This window comes from Nocardia sp. NPDC004278, assembly GCF_053602975.1.
The window spans coordinates 132,706-147,396 of sequence record NZ_JBSGEQ010000015.1; the positions used below are offsets into that span (position 1 = coordinate 132,706).

Consider the following 14,691-nt stretch of genomic DNA (forward strand, 5'->3'; position numbering starts at 1 on the left):
GTGTTAAACATTTGTCTGACACATTCGTCCGACAGATTGGCGCGGTCATGAGCACCACCAACACCCTCCACATCCTCATCAGCGGCGGAGGCATCGCTGGCAACGCGCTCGCGCTGCAGTTGCTGCGTGCGGGCATCCGCACCACCGTCGTCGAGCGCTCCCCCAAGCCGCGCCCCGGCGGTCAGGCCGTCGACCTGCGCGGGCCGAGCCGCGAGGTCGCCGAGCGGATGGGAATCATGTCGGGCATCCGCAAATACCAGCTCGACGAGCGCGGTATGGCCTACGTCGACGAACAGGGCCGGGAGTTCGCCAGGATGCCCGCAGAGATGTTCGACGGCAAGGGGCCGGTCGCCGAAATCGAGATCACCCGGGGCGATCTGAATCAGGTGCTGCTCACCGAACTCGCCAGCACGGCAGGCGAACTCGACTACCGCTACGGCGAATGGATCGAGGCACTGCGGCAGGACGACACCGGGGTAGATGTCACCTTCGCATCGGGTCGCACCGAGCGCTTCGATCTGGTCGTCGGGGCCGACGGGGTGCATTCGGCGACCCGCCAGCTCGCCTTCGGCCCGGAGGAACAGTTCGTCACCTACCTCGGCGGGTACATGTCCTTCTTCACCATCCCGACACCCGCCGGAACCGAGCCCGGCTGGTTCAAGATGCATACGGTGCCCAGCGCCGCGGTCGCGATTCGACCGGACGCCGATCCGGCGACCTCGAAGGCGATCATCACCGTGCGCACCGAAGCCGATCCGGCGCTGCGCCGCGATGTGGCCGCGCAGCGGCGGCTCATCCGCGACGCGCTGGCCGAAGCGGGATGGCAGACGCCCGCCGTGCTGGACGCGATGACCACCACCCCGGACTTCTACTTCGACATGCTGGCCCGCGTCGATATGCCGTCGCTGTCCAACGGCCGGGTCACCCTGCTCGGCGATTCCGGTTTCTGCGGTTCCCCGATGACTGGCATGGGTACCGCGATGGCCATTGTCGGCGCGTACGTCCTGGCCGGTGAAATCGCCTCCGCCCCTGACGATCTCGCGAAGGCGCTGACCCGCTATGCAGAGATCGTCACGCCGTTCCTGGACAAGGCCAAGGAACTGCCCGGCGGTGGCATCAAGATGATGCTGCCGACCTCGCGGATCGGCACGCGCATGACGCAGGTGACCATGCGCCTGATGACCTCGCGACTGTTCCGGCCGGTGATGATGAAGATGATGACCGACACCGACGACTATGTGCTGCCCTCCTACTGAGCCTCACGGCTGAGCGGCGGCATCGACTCGCTAGGCTCGACGGGTGCGGCAAAAGATCATTATGGACGTCGATACCGGTATCGATGATTCACTCGCGCTGCTGTACCTGCTCGCCTCCCCGGAGGCCGAGATCGTGGGAATCGCCGCCACCGCGGGCAATGTGCCCGCGCCGCAGGTGGCGGCGAACAATCTCGCCTGGCTCGATGTGTGCCGCGCACCCGATATCGAGGTCGCGCTCGGTGCCGCGACACCGCTCGCGATCCCGTTGCGCACCACCGAGGACACCCACGGGCCGCAGGGCGTCGGCTATGCGGAACTGCCGGAGTCCGCTCGATCGCTCTCGCCCCGGTCCGCGGCGCAGATGTGGGTCGATCTGGTCCGTGCGGCACCCGGCGAGATCATCGGGCTCTGTACCGGACCACTGACCAATCTCGCACTCGCCCTTCGGCTCGAACCACAATTGCCACTGCTGCTGCGGCGGCTGGTGATCATGGGCGGGGCCTTCAACCATCCCGGCAATACCACCCCGACCAACGAATGGAATGTGCACGTGGACCCGGAGGCGGCCAAGGAGGTCTTCGACGCCTTCGCCGCCGCCCCCGCCGATCGACGGCCCATTGTGTGCGCGCTCGATATCACCGAGACCATCGAAATGCGGCCCAAACATGTGGCCCAGCTCGCCGAGCGCGCGGGCAGCCTGCCCGTCGAGATGGTTTCGGAGACCGATCCGCCGGAGGCCAGGTCGGCGACGAGCAATCCCATCGTGCGCCATTTCACCGATGCGGTCCGGTTCTATTTCGACTTCCACAAGCTCTACGACCAGGGCTATCTCGCGCATATGCACGATCCGTTCGCGGCGGCCGTCGCGCTGGACCCCACACTCGCCAGCACTCGACCGGCCACGGTGGATGTGGAACTCGTCGGCACCCTTACGCGCGCGACGACGGTGGCGGACTGGGCTGGCATGTGGGGCCGGGAACCCAACGCCGACATTGTCATCGGCACCGAGCCCGATATGTTCTTCGAGCGATTGATCACCAGGGTCGGCGACTTCGCTCGCGCGATCTATCCGGAAGGGGCGCAATGACAGGCGACGACAATACCTATCTCGCCGAGTTCCGCACCCGACTCGACCTACCCGGAATCATCGATGTCCATACGCATTTCATGCCGGAGCAGGTGATGGCCAAGGTGTGGGCGTACTTCGATTCGGCCGGTCCGCTGGTCGGCCGGGAGTGGCCCATCGCCTACCGCGACGATGAACAGGTCCGATTGAAGACATTGCGCGGCTTCGGTGTTCGCGCATTCACCTCGCTGGTTTATCCCCATAGACCCGATATGGCGGCCTGGCTCAACGAATGGACCGCCGAATTCGCCGAGCGCACCCCGGATTGCCTGCACACCGCGACGTTCTATCCCGAACATTACGCCGACAGTTACGTGGAGGCGGCCATCGAACGCGGTGCCCGGATATTCAAGGTCCATGTGCAGGTCGGCGACTTCCATCCCGGTGATCCGCTGCTGAATCCGGTATGGGGCATGCTGGAGGATGCGCAGATACCGGCGCTGATCCACTGCGGCTCCGGCCCGGCACCCGGCGAATTCACCGGGCCCGAGCCCATTGCCGGTCTGTTGCAACGGTTTCCGCGCCTGCGACTCATCATCGCGCATATGGGCACACCCGAATACTCCGAATTCCTTGATCTGGCAGAGGAATACCCGGGGGTGTATCTGGACACGACGATGGTGTGGACCGATTTCACCGAGGCCGATGCCCCCTTCCCCACCTCGGAACACGGCAGGTTGCGCCACTTCGGTGACCGGATTCTGTTCGGCAGCGACTTCCCGAATATCCCGTATTCCTACGGGCATTCGATCTACTCGCTGGAACGCCTGGACCTGGGCGACGCCTGGCTACAACAGGTCTGCTACCGAAATGCCGCCCGGCTCTTCGGGATCCATTAGCACCTAGGCCCCTGCCACCGTGAATCTGGTCCGGCGGTGCGCGGGCCGCTCGGCCTCATCGAGCAGTGCTACCGCGAAATCCTCCATGGAGATGGTCGAGACGCCATCGGCGCGGGTGAGCAGTTCATCCGCGCCGACCCGGTAGCTGCCGGTGCGCTCCCCCGGCACCAGTTCGGCGGGCGGGCTCAGATATGTCCAGTCGGTGGCGGTTTCGGCGCGGCAAATGGCCAATTGGTCGGCGCAGGCCTGTGCGATGGCATGCAGTTCGACCGGGAAGTCCGGACTTTCGTGCAGGGTCAGCGGATCCGCGCCGGGCACGACCAGGGTGGCCGCGCCGCCGACCACTAGCAGGCGGACGCCGGTGCGCGCCAGACCGGATAGGAGCACCGAGGTGATTGCGGGTAGTTCCTGCTCGTGACCGGGTGCCGGGCGGGTCGCGGTGATCACCAGATCCCGGCCCGCGCTGAGCGATACGACATCGTCGAGATTCGCGGCGTCTCCGGTGCGCAGCGTCGCCGCGGCGGGCACCGCACGGGCCCGCGCGAGGTCCCGGACCACCGCGGTGACCTCGTGGCCGCGGTCCAGCGCCTCGGCCACGACCCGACTTCCGACATCGCCCGCCGCTCCGAATACGGTGATACGCATGATGATTCGCCTTTCGTCGAGCTCGTAGATCACTTAGCTCTAAGAAACATAGCTTAGCGTTAAGTAATTTCCGCTTATGAGATACCTCACCGCTGAGGTATTCGCTAGGCTGCGGTCGTGACCGATCATGTCGAACGGGTGCTCGACCAATGGCGCACGCAGCGTCCCGACCTGGACGTCTCGCCGATGGCCGTACTCGGCAGACTGACCAGACTGTCCCAGGTCGTCGGAACCGAGCTGCGCAAGACCTTCGCCGCGCACGGACTCGACGCCGCATCCTTCGATGTCCTCGCCACCCTGCGCCGCAGCGACCCACCCCACCGCCTGACCCCCACCGAACTCATGCGCTCGGCCATGATCACCTCGGGCGGGGTCACCCAGCGCCTCGACCGCCTGGAGGAACGCGGCCTCGTCGCCCGCGCCCGCAGCGAATACGACGGGCGGGGCGTACACGTCACGCTCACCGCAGCGGGACGCGAACTCATCGATGCGGCACTGCCCGACCACGTCGCCACCGAGGCCCGCCTGCTCGAACCCCTGACGCCCGCGCAACGCAAGCAGCTCGCATCCGCACTGCGCACCCTGCTCGAGGCCCACGGCGACTCGGTCTGACGCTCAGGATCGGACTCGAGCCAACTCGTCTTGCGGTCGGCTTCCACTCCACCGCAAGGAAATTGCAAATCAGCGACGTTCATCCTCGATTGCCGAAGGATGATTCATTTCGCAACTATTCGTAACGCGGACATTTTCGAAATTTCGCAATCTACGTCGGAATCGTTAACAGGCGCGATCGCTTGCTGACCGGGTCGGCCCATCGGGCGGATTTCTCATATTGCGCCCGTTAACAGCGGACCGCCAACCGCAGAATTTAGTGGCAACGGTCACAATCGAGAGGAAAGGCATGTCCGAGTCCGAGAACAATTTGCAAGCCCCCGGTATCCCGGCAGCTGGTCCAGTGCAGCACGGCGCGCACGCGGGCCGGCCTGCGCCGAGCCGCCGTGGTCGCAGGACTGTTGTGATCGGTGCCGTATCGCTGCTGGTGCTCGCTGGTATCGGGGCGGGCACGTACTTCCCCGTTCGGGCGCATCTGGACCGGCCCACCGAGGAGGATCATGTCCGGGCCGCCGTTCGATCCGCCACGGCCGCACTGCAGGACGGCGATATCGGTCGGCTGCGCTCCGCATTCTGTGCCGAGTATTCGGAGGAGCTGTCGCAATTCTCGCCCGGACAGTTTGCCGCATTGATTCGATTGGACAACAACAAGAACGGTCGATTCACGATCGACGCGTTCGACACTGTCGAGGTTTCGGGTGATCGCGCACGCGCCTCGGTGTCCGGGCATATGGATCGTGGCGATATCGGCGCGCAGCACACCAGCTTCGCGCTGACCCGAATCAATGGCGACTGGCGACTGTGCAAGTGGCCGGAAGACGATCCCGCGACCAAGGCCAGGCAGGAGCAGGCGGCCGCCGAGCAAGCGGTACGTGACGTCGTCACGACGTTCTACAACGCGGTCGCGGACCGCGATCGTGAGCGGCTTGCCGCATTGAGCGACGGCCCCGTCGCTCAGACCATCGTCGACACCTCGCCGGATCAGTTCGCGCGCACCCTGCGCAACTGGGGCACGCTCGAATCCGTCGACGAGGTGGTGATCCGCAGCGACTCGGCCAAGGTCACGGTCACCGGCAAGGACCGAGACGGCAGGTACGTCGCCGAGCTGACCCTGGAGCGGATCTTCGGCGAATGGAAGTTGTCCGACTCCGCGGAGATCAGCCGATGAGCCCGCACCCCGGCGCGGACGCACCGCCGCCCACCGACCTTGCAATGCCGAAAGGACCCGTCATGTCGACTCCTCCAACGCTCACGGAGCCGCCGTCGCCGATGCCGGATGTGCCCGGGAATCCCGTCACACGCAAATTGCGGCGCTGGGCGCTCATCGCGCTGGGCGGCCTTGTTATCGTCGCGATCGCGGGCGGCGCGGCAGGCGGAAGCTACCTGCTCACCCGCCCGACGCAGTCCGGGCCGACCGCCGAAGTGCGGGTGCGCGCCGCCATCGACAACTACTACGCCGACTGGCAGCGCGGCGATCTGACGAAGGTCCGTGCCGATGTCACCGACGCCGTGGCCAAGGCCGAATTCGACGTACCGCCGACCGCATTCGCCGACTACGTCAAGCAGGTGACGACCCAGAACGGCCACTTCGTGGTCAATTGGTTCGATGACGTCGAGATCGACGGCGACCGCGCGCGGGTCACCCTGACCGGCCACTCGATCGGTGGCGAGCGGGCCGATATCGGCGACGAGCATCCGCGGATCGAACTGACCAGGATCGACGGCGCATGGCGGATCAGCAAACTGCCCAGCGATCCCGCTGCGGAACGCAAACGGACCCAGCAGTCGGACGAGGCCGATGTGCAGCAGACGGTCCAGAATCTTTTCGATGCGTCGGGCAGCGGCAATCTCGCTGCCGCACAACAGATTGCGGATATCAGTGCGGAGAACTTCACGGCGCTGCAGGGATTCGCGATCCGCTCCGTCGATCGGACCGTCGTCAACGGCGATTCGGCGAGTATCACGGTAACCATTCAGCGGGCGGATGTGACCCACCGCGTGACCTTCCAGCTCGAGCGTATCGGCGGGCGGTGGCTGATTGTGGATTCCGCCGTGCTGAACACGGTCCAGGCCGGGAGTGCACACCGATGAACGCACGAACCTTGCGCCGGGGCCTGTTGGGGACGCTTATTGCGGCCACCGTGCTCGCCCTGGTCGCCGGGTGCGGCCACGACCCCGGCGCACCCGCGCGCATCGGCTACGACGCGACCAAGGTCGCGGGTCTGACGGTCGCGGACGGTCCCAGCGGCCTGCGCGAGCATGTGCCGCCGCCCGCGATCACGGTGGACGGATTCACCGGCACGCCGGTTGACCGGCTGGCAGCCGATGCGGTCGCCGATGTCGAGGACTACTGGCGCGTCGAGTACCCCAAGATATTCGGCCGCCAGTTCATACCCGTCGACCACCACGTCTCCTACGACTCCGACGATGCGGCCGCAAGCGTCTGCGGCGAATCCGTTGCCGGTATGCCGAACGCCTTCTACACCAGCGACTGCAAGCAGGGCAGACTCATCGCGTGGGACCGCGGCCTGATTTCGATGTACGCCCAGCTCGGCGAGGAGACCGTCCCATACATTCTGGCCCACGAGTACGGACACGCGATCCAGGATCAGGCCAGGCTGGTCAACAATTCCACCACGACCGTCGTGCGTGAACAGCAGGCCGACTGCTTCGCCGGGGTCTACCTGAGATCCGTCGCCGAGGGCAAGTCGGCCCGCTTCGCCCTCAATACCGCCGACGGGCTGAACCGGGTGGTCGTCGCGGCAATGTCGTTGCGCGACGGCTACTACATCGGAACGATGCCGTCCGAGCACGGAAATGGATTCGAGCGGGCCAGCGCCCTGGAGCTCGGCATCACCGACGGCGCGGACGCCTGCAGCAGGATCGACGATGCCGAAATCGCGGCACGTCGCGGTAATCTGCCCGCCATTTTCAGTTCCACCGAAACCGGCGAACAGGAGATCACCCGGGACTCGGTGCAAGCCCAGATCGATTTCGTCACCCAGCTGTTCAAGCTGAAGGACAAGCCCAAGGTGGAATACACCGGCGCGATCCGGGGCTGCCCGGATGCGCACGAAACCACACCGGTCTCGTACTGCCCGTCCACCAACACCATCGGCATCGACCTGCCCGGGCTGGTGAAACGCGGGCGCAAGGTAGATAGCCTGGTGCCCAGTGGCGACTTCGATGCTTACGCGCTGGTTGTCTCTCGCGTCCTGCTTGCGACCGAAAGGGCTTCCGGCCGATCACTTTCCGAGCAGAGCACCGCACTGCATGTCGCGTGCTACACCGGCGTCTACACCGATGCCCTGGCCAGGGGCGAGCAGCCGGAAAGCGCACTGTCCCAAGGTGATGTGGACGAAGCGCTGGCCGGGCTGCTGCGGGACGGGCTGGTCGCCAGCAACGTCGACGGCCTTTCGGTGCCCAGCGGATTCGCTCGCATCGAGGCCTATCAGCTGGGCCTGAAGCACGGTCGTACGGCCTGCGACAACACCTACACCGACGCGAGCTAGGCCACGATGCGCACGACAGCGAATCAACTGCTGTCTCAGTCTCGATTGCGACCCGTCAGGTGCGGTCGAAGTGGAACGGACAGTGTGAACCGCCGAGGCCGATAGTGGTAGTCCGCTGGAAACGGAAGCCATGTGCCCGCGGATCGATGGCGTCGATCCAGTTCGCGTCGAATTCGCACATTACCGGGGTGAGTTCGGGTGCCGAATGTGCCACCAGCACTTCGTGATAGAAGCAGCGCACGATATTCACGTGGTAGCCGCGGTCGTCATCGACGGGACGCTCCACCGCGGCCGTCGGTTCGGCAACTCGTCAGTCGGTCAGGTCGATGCGGATGGTCAGGAGGTTGGTGCCGAAGGCGCGGACCATGGCGCTGTTCATCCGCGGGAGGGTGGCCAGGCGGGCGATTGCGTCGTCGTCGGGGAGCGGATGGGCGATGCCGTTGCGCCAGCGGCCATCGATGCGTACGCGAACGGCGGGGTCCGCCTTGATATTTCGCACGTAGTCGGAGTGATCGCCGTGGTTGGAGACCATCCAGAACTGCTCCCCCACCACCTTCCCGCCGACCGGTGTGCGCCGCGGTTCACCGGATTTGCGCCCGGTGGTTTCCAGCAGGATCTGGTCGCGCATGCGCGTGGTGATCGGGTTGGCGAGGCGGCGGTGGAAGGCGTGGTCGAGACGCAGTCGCCAGGAATTGTCAGCCGATGAAGTCATGATTCGAGTGTTGTCGAGACTGTCAGTCTCGTCAAGGTAGGATTGGGCATGGCCGAAAACGCGAGTACCCGAGTGCACACCGGATCCCGCCGCAATGCGGCGGCGCGGGCGGCGATTCTGACCGCCGCCGCCGAACTCCTCGCCGAATACGGGAGTTCGGGTGTCACGGTCGACCGCATCGCGGCGCACGCGGGCGTCGGCCGTCAGACCATCTACCGCTGGTGGCCGTCCAAGGACGCGGTCCTACTCGACGCGCTGGTCCGCTCGGCCGAACAGGCCGTCGCGATTCCCGATACCGGCACCCTGCGCGGCGATCTGGAAATCTTCCTTCGCGAGACCTTCGCCGCCGCACAGACCGAACGCAACCGCCAAGCCCTGATCGCCGCGGTCATCGCCGCCCAGGACGACGCGAACCTCGAACAGGCCCTGCGTGAATTCCTGGCCCGCCGCCGAACGGCACTGACCGAGGTCATCGAACAGAGCAGATCGCGCGGCGAGATCCCCGCCGCCGCACCGGTCGAATTGGCCGTCGAACAGGCCTTCGGTGTGCTGTGGTACCGAATCCTGTTCCAGCCCAGCGCCCTACACGCCGAGGGTGCAGCCGAACTCGCCGGGGCGCTGACCGCCCAACTCGCTGTCGCCTAGCCGAGACGGCCCCGATCTTGCCGAGGGCCAGGCTCAGCTATCGAAGGCGTCGAGAAGCTGTTCCGCGGCCAATGCGGCGGTCAGCGTGCCGTCACGCACCTGCTTCTCCACTTGCGCGCGAATGGCTTTGACGTTGGGGTTCTCGGCGAGACGGCGCAGGAGTTGGTCGTGCACCATGGTCCAGGTCCAATCGACCAACTGGCGGCGACGCTTTTCGGCGAATTCGCCCGCCTCGGTGAGGACGCGACGGTGTTCGAGCACCGTATCCCAGAACTTGTCCAGCCCATGGCCTTCCAGCCCGCTCATGGTGAGCACCGGTGGACGCCAGAGCGCGTCGTGCGGATGGATAAGGCGCAGCGCCCCGGCCAGTTCGCGGGCGGCGGCCTTGGCCTCGATCTCGTGTTTGCCATCGGCCTTATTGACCGCGACCAGATCGGCGAGTTCGAGGACGCCCTTCTTGATGCCCTGCAACTGATCTCCGGTGCGGGCCAGGGTGAGGAAGCAGAACACGTCGACCATATTCGCGACGGTCACCTCGGACTGGCCGACACCGACGGTTTCCACCAGGATCACGTCATAGCCCGCGGCCTCGAGCAGCACGATCGTTTCACGGGTCGCCTTGGCGACCCCGCCGAGCGTGCCCGCGGTCGGCGACGGACGGATATAGGCATTGCGCTCCAACGACAGTCGCGCCATGCGGGTCTTGTCACCGAGAATGGAACCCCCGGTGCGGGTGGAGGACGGGTCGACGGCCAGCACCGCGACCCGATGCCCCTTGCCGATCAGATCCATGCCGAGGGCATCGATGAAGGTCGACTTGCCGACGCCGGGAACACCGGTGATACCAACACGATTCGAGGTGACGGTATCGGTGGGCGGGGTCAGTTGCAGCAGCAATTGCTGTGCGAGCTCCCGATGATCGGCCCTGGTCGATTCGACCAGGGTGATGGCCCGGGCAATGGCGGCCCGCTCCTGAGAGCGGACCGCCTGCGCGAGTGCATCGATATCAATGACGCGCTTCGACCCGGCCGTCACCCGGCTACCCCCATCGAATCGCTACGCGATGCTGGACGCCCACCCATCGCCCGACCACCGCCCCTCATCGAATCGCTACGCGATGCTGCAATCATTTGCCGCTGCCGCCGCCGATCTCGTGACCGAGTTCGCCCGCCAACTTCTTCAGCAGATCGATCGCGGCGTCCGCGATCACGGTGCCGGGCGGGAAGATCGCCGCCGCACCCGCCGCGTACAGCTCTTCGAAATCACCGGGCGGGATGACACCGCCGACGATGACCATGATGTCGGGACGCCCGACATCGGCCAGTGCCTGCCGCAAGGCGGGCACCAGCGTGAGGTGGCCAGCCGCCAGCGAGGACACACCGACGACGTGCACGTCGTTATCGGCCGCCTGCTGCGCCACCTCTTCCGGGGTCTGGAACAGCGGGCCCACATCGACATCGAAGCCGAGGTCGGCGAAGGCCGTCGCGATCACCTTCTGTCCTCGGTCGTGCCCGTCCTGGCCCATCTTCGCGACCAGGATGCGCGGTCGACGGCCTTCCGCATCGGCGAACTCCTCGACGAGTTCGATCGCCTTGCTGATATTGGTCACCTTCCCGGCCTCGTCGCGGTACACACCGGAGAGGGTACGGATCTCGGCCTGATGGCGGCCGTACACTTGCTCCAGCGCGTCGGAGATCTCGCCGACGGTGGCCTTGGCCCGAGCGGCATTGATGGCCAACGCCAGCAGGTTGTTCTCCATGCCACCCTCCGAGGAGGCTGCCGCACGGGTCAATTCGGCCAGCGCCCGCTCGACCTCACCCGCATCGCGTTCGGCCCGAAGCCGATTCAGCTTCTCGATCTGCTCGGCCCGCACCCGCGAATTCTCGACCTTGAGGACCTCGACCTGCTGATCCTCTTCGACCTGGTACTTGTTCACGCCGATCACCGGCTGCTGGCCGGTATCGATGCGCGCCTGGGTGCGCGCGGCGGCCTCCTCGATGCGCAGCTTCGGGATGCCCTCGCCGATCGCCTGCGCCATACCGCCGTGCGCCTCCACCTCGGCGATATGCGCGCGGGCCCGGTTGGCCAGCTGGTGGGTGAGCCATTCGACGTAATACGAACCGCCCCAGGGATCGATCGGCCGCGTGGTGTTGGACTCCTGTTGGATCAGCAGCTGGGTATTGCGCGCGATGCGCGCGGAGAAGTCCGTGGGCAGGGCCAGCGCCTCATCGAGGGCGTTGGTGTGCAGCGACTGGGTATGACCCTGGGTCGCGGCCATGGCCTCGATGCAGGTGCGCGCCACATTGTTGTAGGCGTCCTGCGCGGTCAGCGACCACCCGGAGGTCTGCGAATGGGTGCGCAGCGATAGCGATTTCGCACTCTTCGGTTCGAACTTCGCGACCAGTTCGCTCCAGAGCAGCCGTCCCGCACGGAGTTTGGCGACCTCCATGAAGAAGTTCATGCCGATGGCCCAGAAGAACGACAGCCGCGGCGCGAACTTGTCGACCTCCATACCAGCGTCGATACCCGCGCGGATGTACTCGACGCCGTCGGCGAGGGTGTAGGCCAGCTCGAGATCGGCCGTGGCTCCGGCCTCTTGAATGTGGTAGCCGGAGATGGAGATCGAATTGAACTTCGGCATCTTCGCGCTGGTGTAGGCGAAGATATCGGAGATGATCCGCATCGAGGGCTTGGGCGGATAGATGTAGGTATTGCGGACCATGAACTCCTTCAGAATGTCGTTCTGAATGGTTCCGGCGAGCTGTTCCGGCGCGACGCCCTGCTCCTCGGCCGCGACGACATAGAGCGCGAGAATCGGCAGCACCGCGCCGTTCATGGTCATCGACACACTCACCTGGTCCAGCGGGATGTGGTCGAAGAGCTGACGCATATCGAGAATGGAATCGATGGCGACACCGGCCATGCCGACATCACCCTGTACGCGCGGGTGATCGGAGTCGTAGCCGCGGTGCGTCGCCAGATCGAAGGCGACCGAAAGACCCTTCTGGCCCGCCTGCAAGTTGCGACGGTAGAAGGCATTCGAGTCCGCGGCGGTGGAGAAGCCCGCGTACTGGCGAATGGTCCACGGCTGGTTGACGTACATGGTCGGGTACGGACCGCGCACGAACGGGGCGATACCGGGCACGCTGTCGAGCGGATACCCCTCGGCGGCAATGGCATCGCGATCGGCCTTGGTGAAAACCGGTGGCACGTCGATGCCCTCGGGCGTCGACCACACCAGCTGTTCAGGCGTGTAGTTGTTCGCCTCGGCGGCGGCGCGCACGTACACATCGACCTGCGCGGCGTCCACCTCGGCGGGTTCGGCCGGACGCTCGGACAGCGGCACCTCAGCGAAACTGCCGATCCGATGTTCGATACCACCGGGTTCGTCGATGTGCCCCGGGTTGTCGATATGACTCAGTGTCATCAGGCTCCCACCTTCTCCAGCAGGTCGGACAGTGCGGCTACCGCATCGATGCGGGCCGCGAGATAGCCGTCCGGACGCTGTGCACCGCTCAGCTCGGCAACGGCCTTTTCCGCACCGGCCAGCAGTACCGTCTCGATTCCGGCGGCGCGCAACTGTTCGACGGCTGCACCCGCCTGTTCGCCATAGCGCTTGTCCGAACCACACAGTACGGCGATCGTCGCACCGGATTCCGTTGCGGCCGTGCCAATTCCGGTTACCTCCAACGGGCCCGGATGCACCGCTTCGATACCGCCGGAGGCCAGCAGGTTCGCGATGAACGTCACCCGCACGTTGTGCTCGGCCACCGTGCCGAGCGGCACCAGCAGCGCACGCGGGCGCGCACCCTTGGCCGCCAGGTAGGCATCCGAGCGGTTGCGCAGCGCCTCGAAGGCTGCGCCGTAGCGGGCCACCTGCCCGGCCGCCCGCGCGGCTTCCGACAGCGGTGCCTCGGCCAGATTGGGGAATTCGTTCACGCCGGTGACCGCCGTCTTGCGGTGTGCCACATCGGCATCCCGGGCCGACCGGGTGGCGGCGATGCGCTCGGCGAGCAGGCCGGAATCCAGTGCGGTCGCATATCCACCCGCCGCCTCGATCTCCTGCATGAACTCCCATGCCTTGGCGGCGAGCGCGGCGGTGAGATCCTCCACGTACCAGGAGCCAGCACCCGGATCCTGCACATGTCCGAGATGCGACTCCTCGAGCAACAGCAGCTGGGTATTGCGTGCCATGCGGTCCGCGAACGACTTCGAGACACCGAGTTCGCCCGGCGGCAATGCCGAATCGAAGGGCAGCACGGTCACCGTATCCGCGCCGCCGACGCCGGCGCCGAATGCGGCGAGGGTGGTGCGCAGCATATTCACCCAGGGGTCGCGCTGGGTCATCATGGCCGCGGAGGTCACCGCGTACTGGGGTGCGTCACCGAAGGTGGGCGCACCACACACATGCGCGACACGGGCCCAGAGTTGGCGGGCGGCACGGAATTTCGCGATGGTGGCGAACTGGTCGTCGGTCGCGGCGAAGCGGAATGCCAACTGGTCGAAGGCATCCGCAATATCGTGTTCGGCGGTGAGCGCGCGCAGATAGGCCAGACCCGCGGCCACCGCGGCACCGAGTTCCTGTGCGTCCGAGGCACCGGCATTGTGAAAGACGGTGCCGTCCACGGTGATAGCGCGCACGGTTTCCGACCGCGCCACCGCGGCACCGGCCAAGCCGATCGCCTCGGCCAGCTCGACATCGGCGGTTCCGGCGAAGCGACTGGTCAGCGGGGCCGCACCGAGTGCCACCTGGATACTGGACCGGTCGGCCACCTGGTAGCCGTCGAGCACCGCGAAAACCTGTTGGGCCGCATCGGAAGCCGCGGTACCGGCATCGAGGGTCAGCGGCGCCAGTTCGAAAAGCAGCCCCGACAGCGCCGCGGGCAGTTCGGCGACCGGAACACCCCGCTCGCCGACGGCAAGCCACAGTGCGCTGATCCCGTTCTCCAGACCCGCGAGGATCTCCCGATTCGCTGTGGCGCCATCTCGCGCATTGACCAAAGCGCTCACATACCAGCCGCGATGCACGTCTCGGGTGGCGTCGCGGCCACGCACGAATGGATATTCGCCCGGCAGCGGCAGTTCGGCCCGCTCGTCCCGGCGGGTGTACAGCGGGGCAATGGTCAGCCCGTCATAGGTCTTTTCCTCGAGCAGCTTCTCGGGCTCCTCGGGAAGTTCGGCGACCCCGACCCGGCTGGCCTTCGCCAGCACCCCGGCCACACCCTTGCGCCATGCGGCATAGTCGGGAACATCCGGTCGTTCCGCGGGCTCCGCTCCGGCCACCGGCTCTGAAGCAATCGGCATAGCTGCTGTTCCTCTTCTCCTCGACGCACGCCTTGCGTGC

At 65.9% G+C, this 14,691-nt stretch carries 14 protein-coding genes; 8 read left to right on the plus strand and 6 right to left on the minus strand.

Translation table 11 applies throughout. The features are described 5' to 3' along the window. Positions 1 to 47: 47 nt before the first annotated feature. The 3 genes from ACWEO2_RS23435 to ACWEO2_RS23445 all read left to right on the plus strand — a co-directional run bounded on the left by ACWEO2_RS23435 (position 48) and on the right by ACWEO2_RS23445 (position 3,221). The gene (locus tag ACWEO2_RS23435) at positions 48 to 1,256 is read left to right on the plus strand and encodes an FAD-dependent monooxygenase (RefSeq protein ID WP_452407257.1); all 1,209 of its coding nucleotides are present in this window, start codon (positions 48 to 50) and stop codon (positions 1,254 to 1,256) included. 61 nt (positions 1,257 to 1,317) lie between these two features. After that, entirely contained in the window at positions 1,318 to 2,343 is a 1,026-nt protein-coding gene (locus ACWEO2_RS23440; RefSeq protein ID WP_452407317.1) for a nucleoside hydrolase, read from the plus strand. Further along, entirely contained in the window at positions 2,340 to 3,221 is an 882-nt protein-coding gene (locus ACWEO2_RS23445) for an amidohydrolase family protein (RefSeq protein WP_354957289.1), read from the plus strand. The genes ACWEO2_RS23440 and ACWEO2_RS23445 overlap by 4 nt, the downstream gene beginning before the upstream one ends. A 3-nt stretch (positions 3,222 to 3,224) precedes the next feature. Here the strand turns inward: ACWEO2_RS23445 and ACWEO2_RS23450 are convergent, their stop codons facing one another. Next, a complete protein-coding gene (locus ACWEO2_RS23450) occupies positions 3,225 to 3,866 on the minus strand; it encodes an NAD(P)-dependent oxidoreductase (RefSeq protein WP_452407258.1) in 642 nt (213 codons plus the stop codon). Between the two features lie 117 nt (positions 3,867 to 3,983). Here ACWEO2_RS23450 and ACWEO2_RS23455 point away from each other — a divergent pair, with 117 nt between their 5' ends. The 4 genes from ACWEO2_RS23455 to ACWEO2_RS23470 all read left to right on the plus strand — a co-directional run bounded on the left by ACWEO2_RS23455 (position 3,984) and on the right by ACWEO2_RS23470 (position 7,990). Continuing rightward, entirely contained in the window at positions 3,984 to 4,478 is a 495-nt protein-coding gene (locus tag ACWEO2_RS23455) for a MarR family winged helix-turn-helix transcriptional regulator (RefSeq protein ID WP_452407259.1), read from the plus strand. 403 nt (positions 4,479 to 4,881) lie between these two features. Then, on the plus strand, positions 4,882 to 5,646 hold the full coding sequence (locus ACWEO2_RS23460) for an Rv0361 family membrane protein (RefSeq protein WP_452407260.1): 765 nt from the start codon (positions 4,882 to 4,884) through the stop codon (positions 5,644 to 5,646). Between the two features lie 62 nt (positions 5,647 to 5,708). Beyond that, positions 5,709 to 6,569, plus strand: coding sequence for an Rv0361 family membrane protein (locus ACWEO2_RS23465; protein ID WP_452407261.1), 861 nt, complete (start codon positions 5,709 to 5,711; stop codon positions 6,567 to 6,569). Beyond that, the gene (locus ACWEO2_RS23470; RefSeq protein WP_452407262.1) at positions 6,566 to 7,990 is read left to right on the plus strand and encodes a neutral zinc metallopeptidase; all 1,425 of its coding nucleotides are present in this window, start codon (positions 6,566 to 6,568) and stop codon (positions 7,988 to 7,990) included. Before ACWEO2_RS23465 ends, ACWEO2_RS23470 begins: the two co-directional genes overlap by 4 nt. Positions 7,991 to 8,045: 55 nt before the next feature. Here the strand turns inward: ACWEO2_RS23470 and ACWEO2_RS23475 are convergent, their stop codons facing one another. Then, positions 8,046 to 8,276: an L-2-amino-thiazoline-4-carboxylic acid hydrolase gene (locus ACWEO2_RS23475; protein WP_452407263.1), complete on the minus strand. Its 231-nt coding sequence runs from the start codon at positions 8,274 to 8,276 to the stop codon at positions 8,046 to 8,048. Between the two features lie 24 nt (positions 8,277 to 8,300). Continuing rightward, on the minus strand, positions 8,301 to 8,702 hold the full coding sequence (locus tag ACWEO2_RS23480) for a nitroreductase/quinone reductase family protein (RefSeq protein WP_355186160.1): 402 nt from the start codon (positions 8,700 to 8,702) through the stop codon (positions 8,301 to 8,303). A gap of 48 nt (positions 8,703 to 8,750) precedes the next feature. Between ACWEO2_RS23480 and ACWEO2_RS23485 the strand changes: the two genes are divergently transcribed. After that, positions 8,751 to 9,347 (plus strand): TetR/AcrR family transcriptional regulator, encoded by a 597-nt coding sequence (locus ACWEO2_RS23485; protein ID WP_452407264.1) that lies wholly within the window; start codon positions 8,751 to 8,753, stop codon positions 9,345 to 9,347. A 33-nt stretch (positions 9,348 to 9,380) separates the two neighbouring features. On the opposite strand, the gene meaB is transcribed toward ACWEO2_RS23485, so the two are convergent. The 3 genes from meaB to ACWEO2_RS23500 form a co-directional block, all read right to left on the minus strand. Beyond that, positions 9,381 to 10,382: a methylmalonyl Co-A mutase-associated GTPase MeaB gene (gene meaB, locus ACWEO2_RS23490; protein WP_354957281.1), complete on the minus strand. Its 1,002-nt coding sequence runs from the start codon at positions 10,380 to 10,382 to the stop codon at positions 9,381 to 9,383. 91 nt (positions 10,383 to 10,473) lie between these two features. Continuing rightward, entirely contained in the window at positions 10,474 to 12,774 is a 2,301-nt protein-coding gene (gene scpA, locus ACWEO2_RS23495; RefSeq protein WP_452407265.1) for a methylmalonyl-CoA mutase, read from the minus strand. After that, positions 12,774 to 14,651: a methylmalonyl-CoA mutase family protein gene (locus ACWEO2_RS23500; RefSeq protein WP_452407266.1), complete on the minus strand. Its 1,878-nt coding sequence runs from the start codon at positions 14,649 to 14,651 to the stop codon at positions 12,774 to 12,776. Before ACWEO2_RS23500 ends, scpA begins: the two co-directional genes overlap by 1 nt. Between the last annotated feature and the right edge of the window lie 40 nt (positions 14,652 to 14,691).

Bases quoted from the DNA above. Each gene is read 5' to 3' on its own strand.
- ACWEO2_RS23435 (WP_452407257.1), top strand. From the start codon at position 48: ATGAGCACCACCAACACCCTCCACATCCTCATCAGCGGCGGAGGCATC.
- ACWEO2_RS23440 (WP_452407317.1), top strand. From the start codon at position 1,318: ATGGACGTCGATACCGGTATCGATGATTCACTCGCGCTGCTGTACCTG.
- ACWEO2_RS23445 (WP_354957289.1), top strand. From the start codon at position 2,340: ATGACAGGCGACGACAATACCTATCTCGCCGAGTTCCGCACCCGACTC.
- ACWEO2_RS23450 (WP_452407258.1), bottom strand. From the start codon at position 3,866: ATGCGTATCACCGTATTCGGAGCGGCGGGCGATGTCGGAAGTCGGGTC.
- ACWEO2_RS23465 (WP_452407261.1), top strand. From the start codon at position 5,709: ATGTCGACTCCTCCAACGCTCACGGAGCCGCCGTCGCCGATGCCGGAT.
- ACWEO2_RS23470 (WP_452407262.1), top strand. From the start codon at position 6,566: ATGAACGCACGAACCTTGCGCCGGGGCCTGTTGGGGACGCTTATTGCG.
- ACWEO2_RS23480 (WP_355186160.1), bottom strand. From the start codon at position 8,702: ATGACTTCATCGGCTGACAATTCCTGGCGACTGCGTCTCGACCACGCC.
- ACWEO2_RS23485 (WP_452407264.1), top strand. From the start codon at position 8,751: ATGGCCGAAAACGCGAGTACCCGAGTGCACACCGGATCCCGCCGCAAT.
- scpA (WP_452407265.1), bottom strand. From the start codon at position 12,774: ATGACACTGAGTCATATCGACAACCCGGGGCACATCGACGAACCCGGT.
- ACWEO2_RS23500 (WP_452407266.1), bottom strand. From the start codon at position 14,651: ATGCCGATTGCTTCAGAGCCGGTGGCCGGAGCGGAGCCCGCGGAACGA.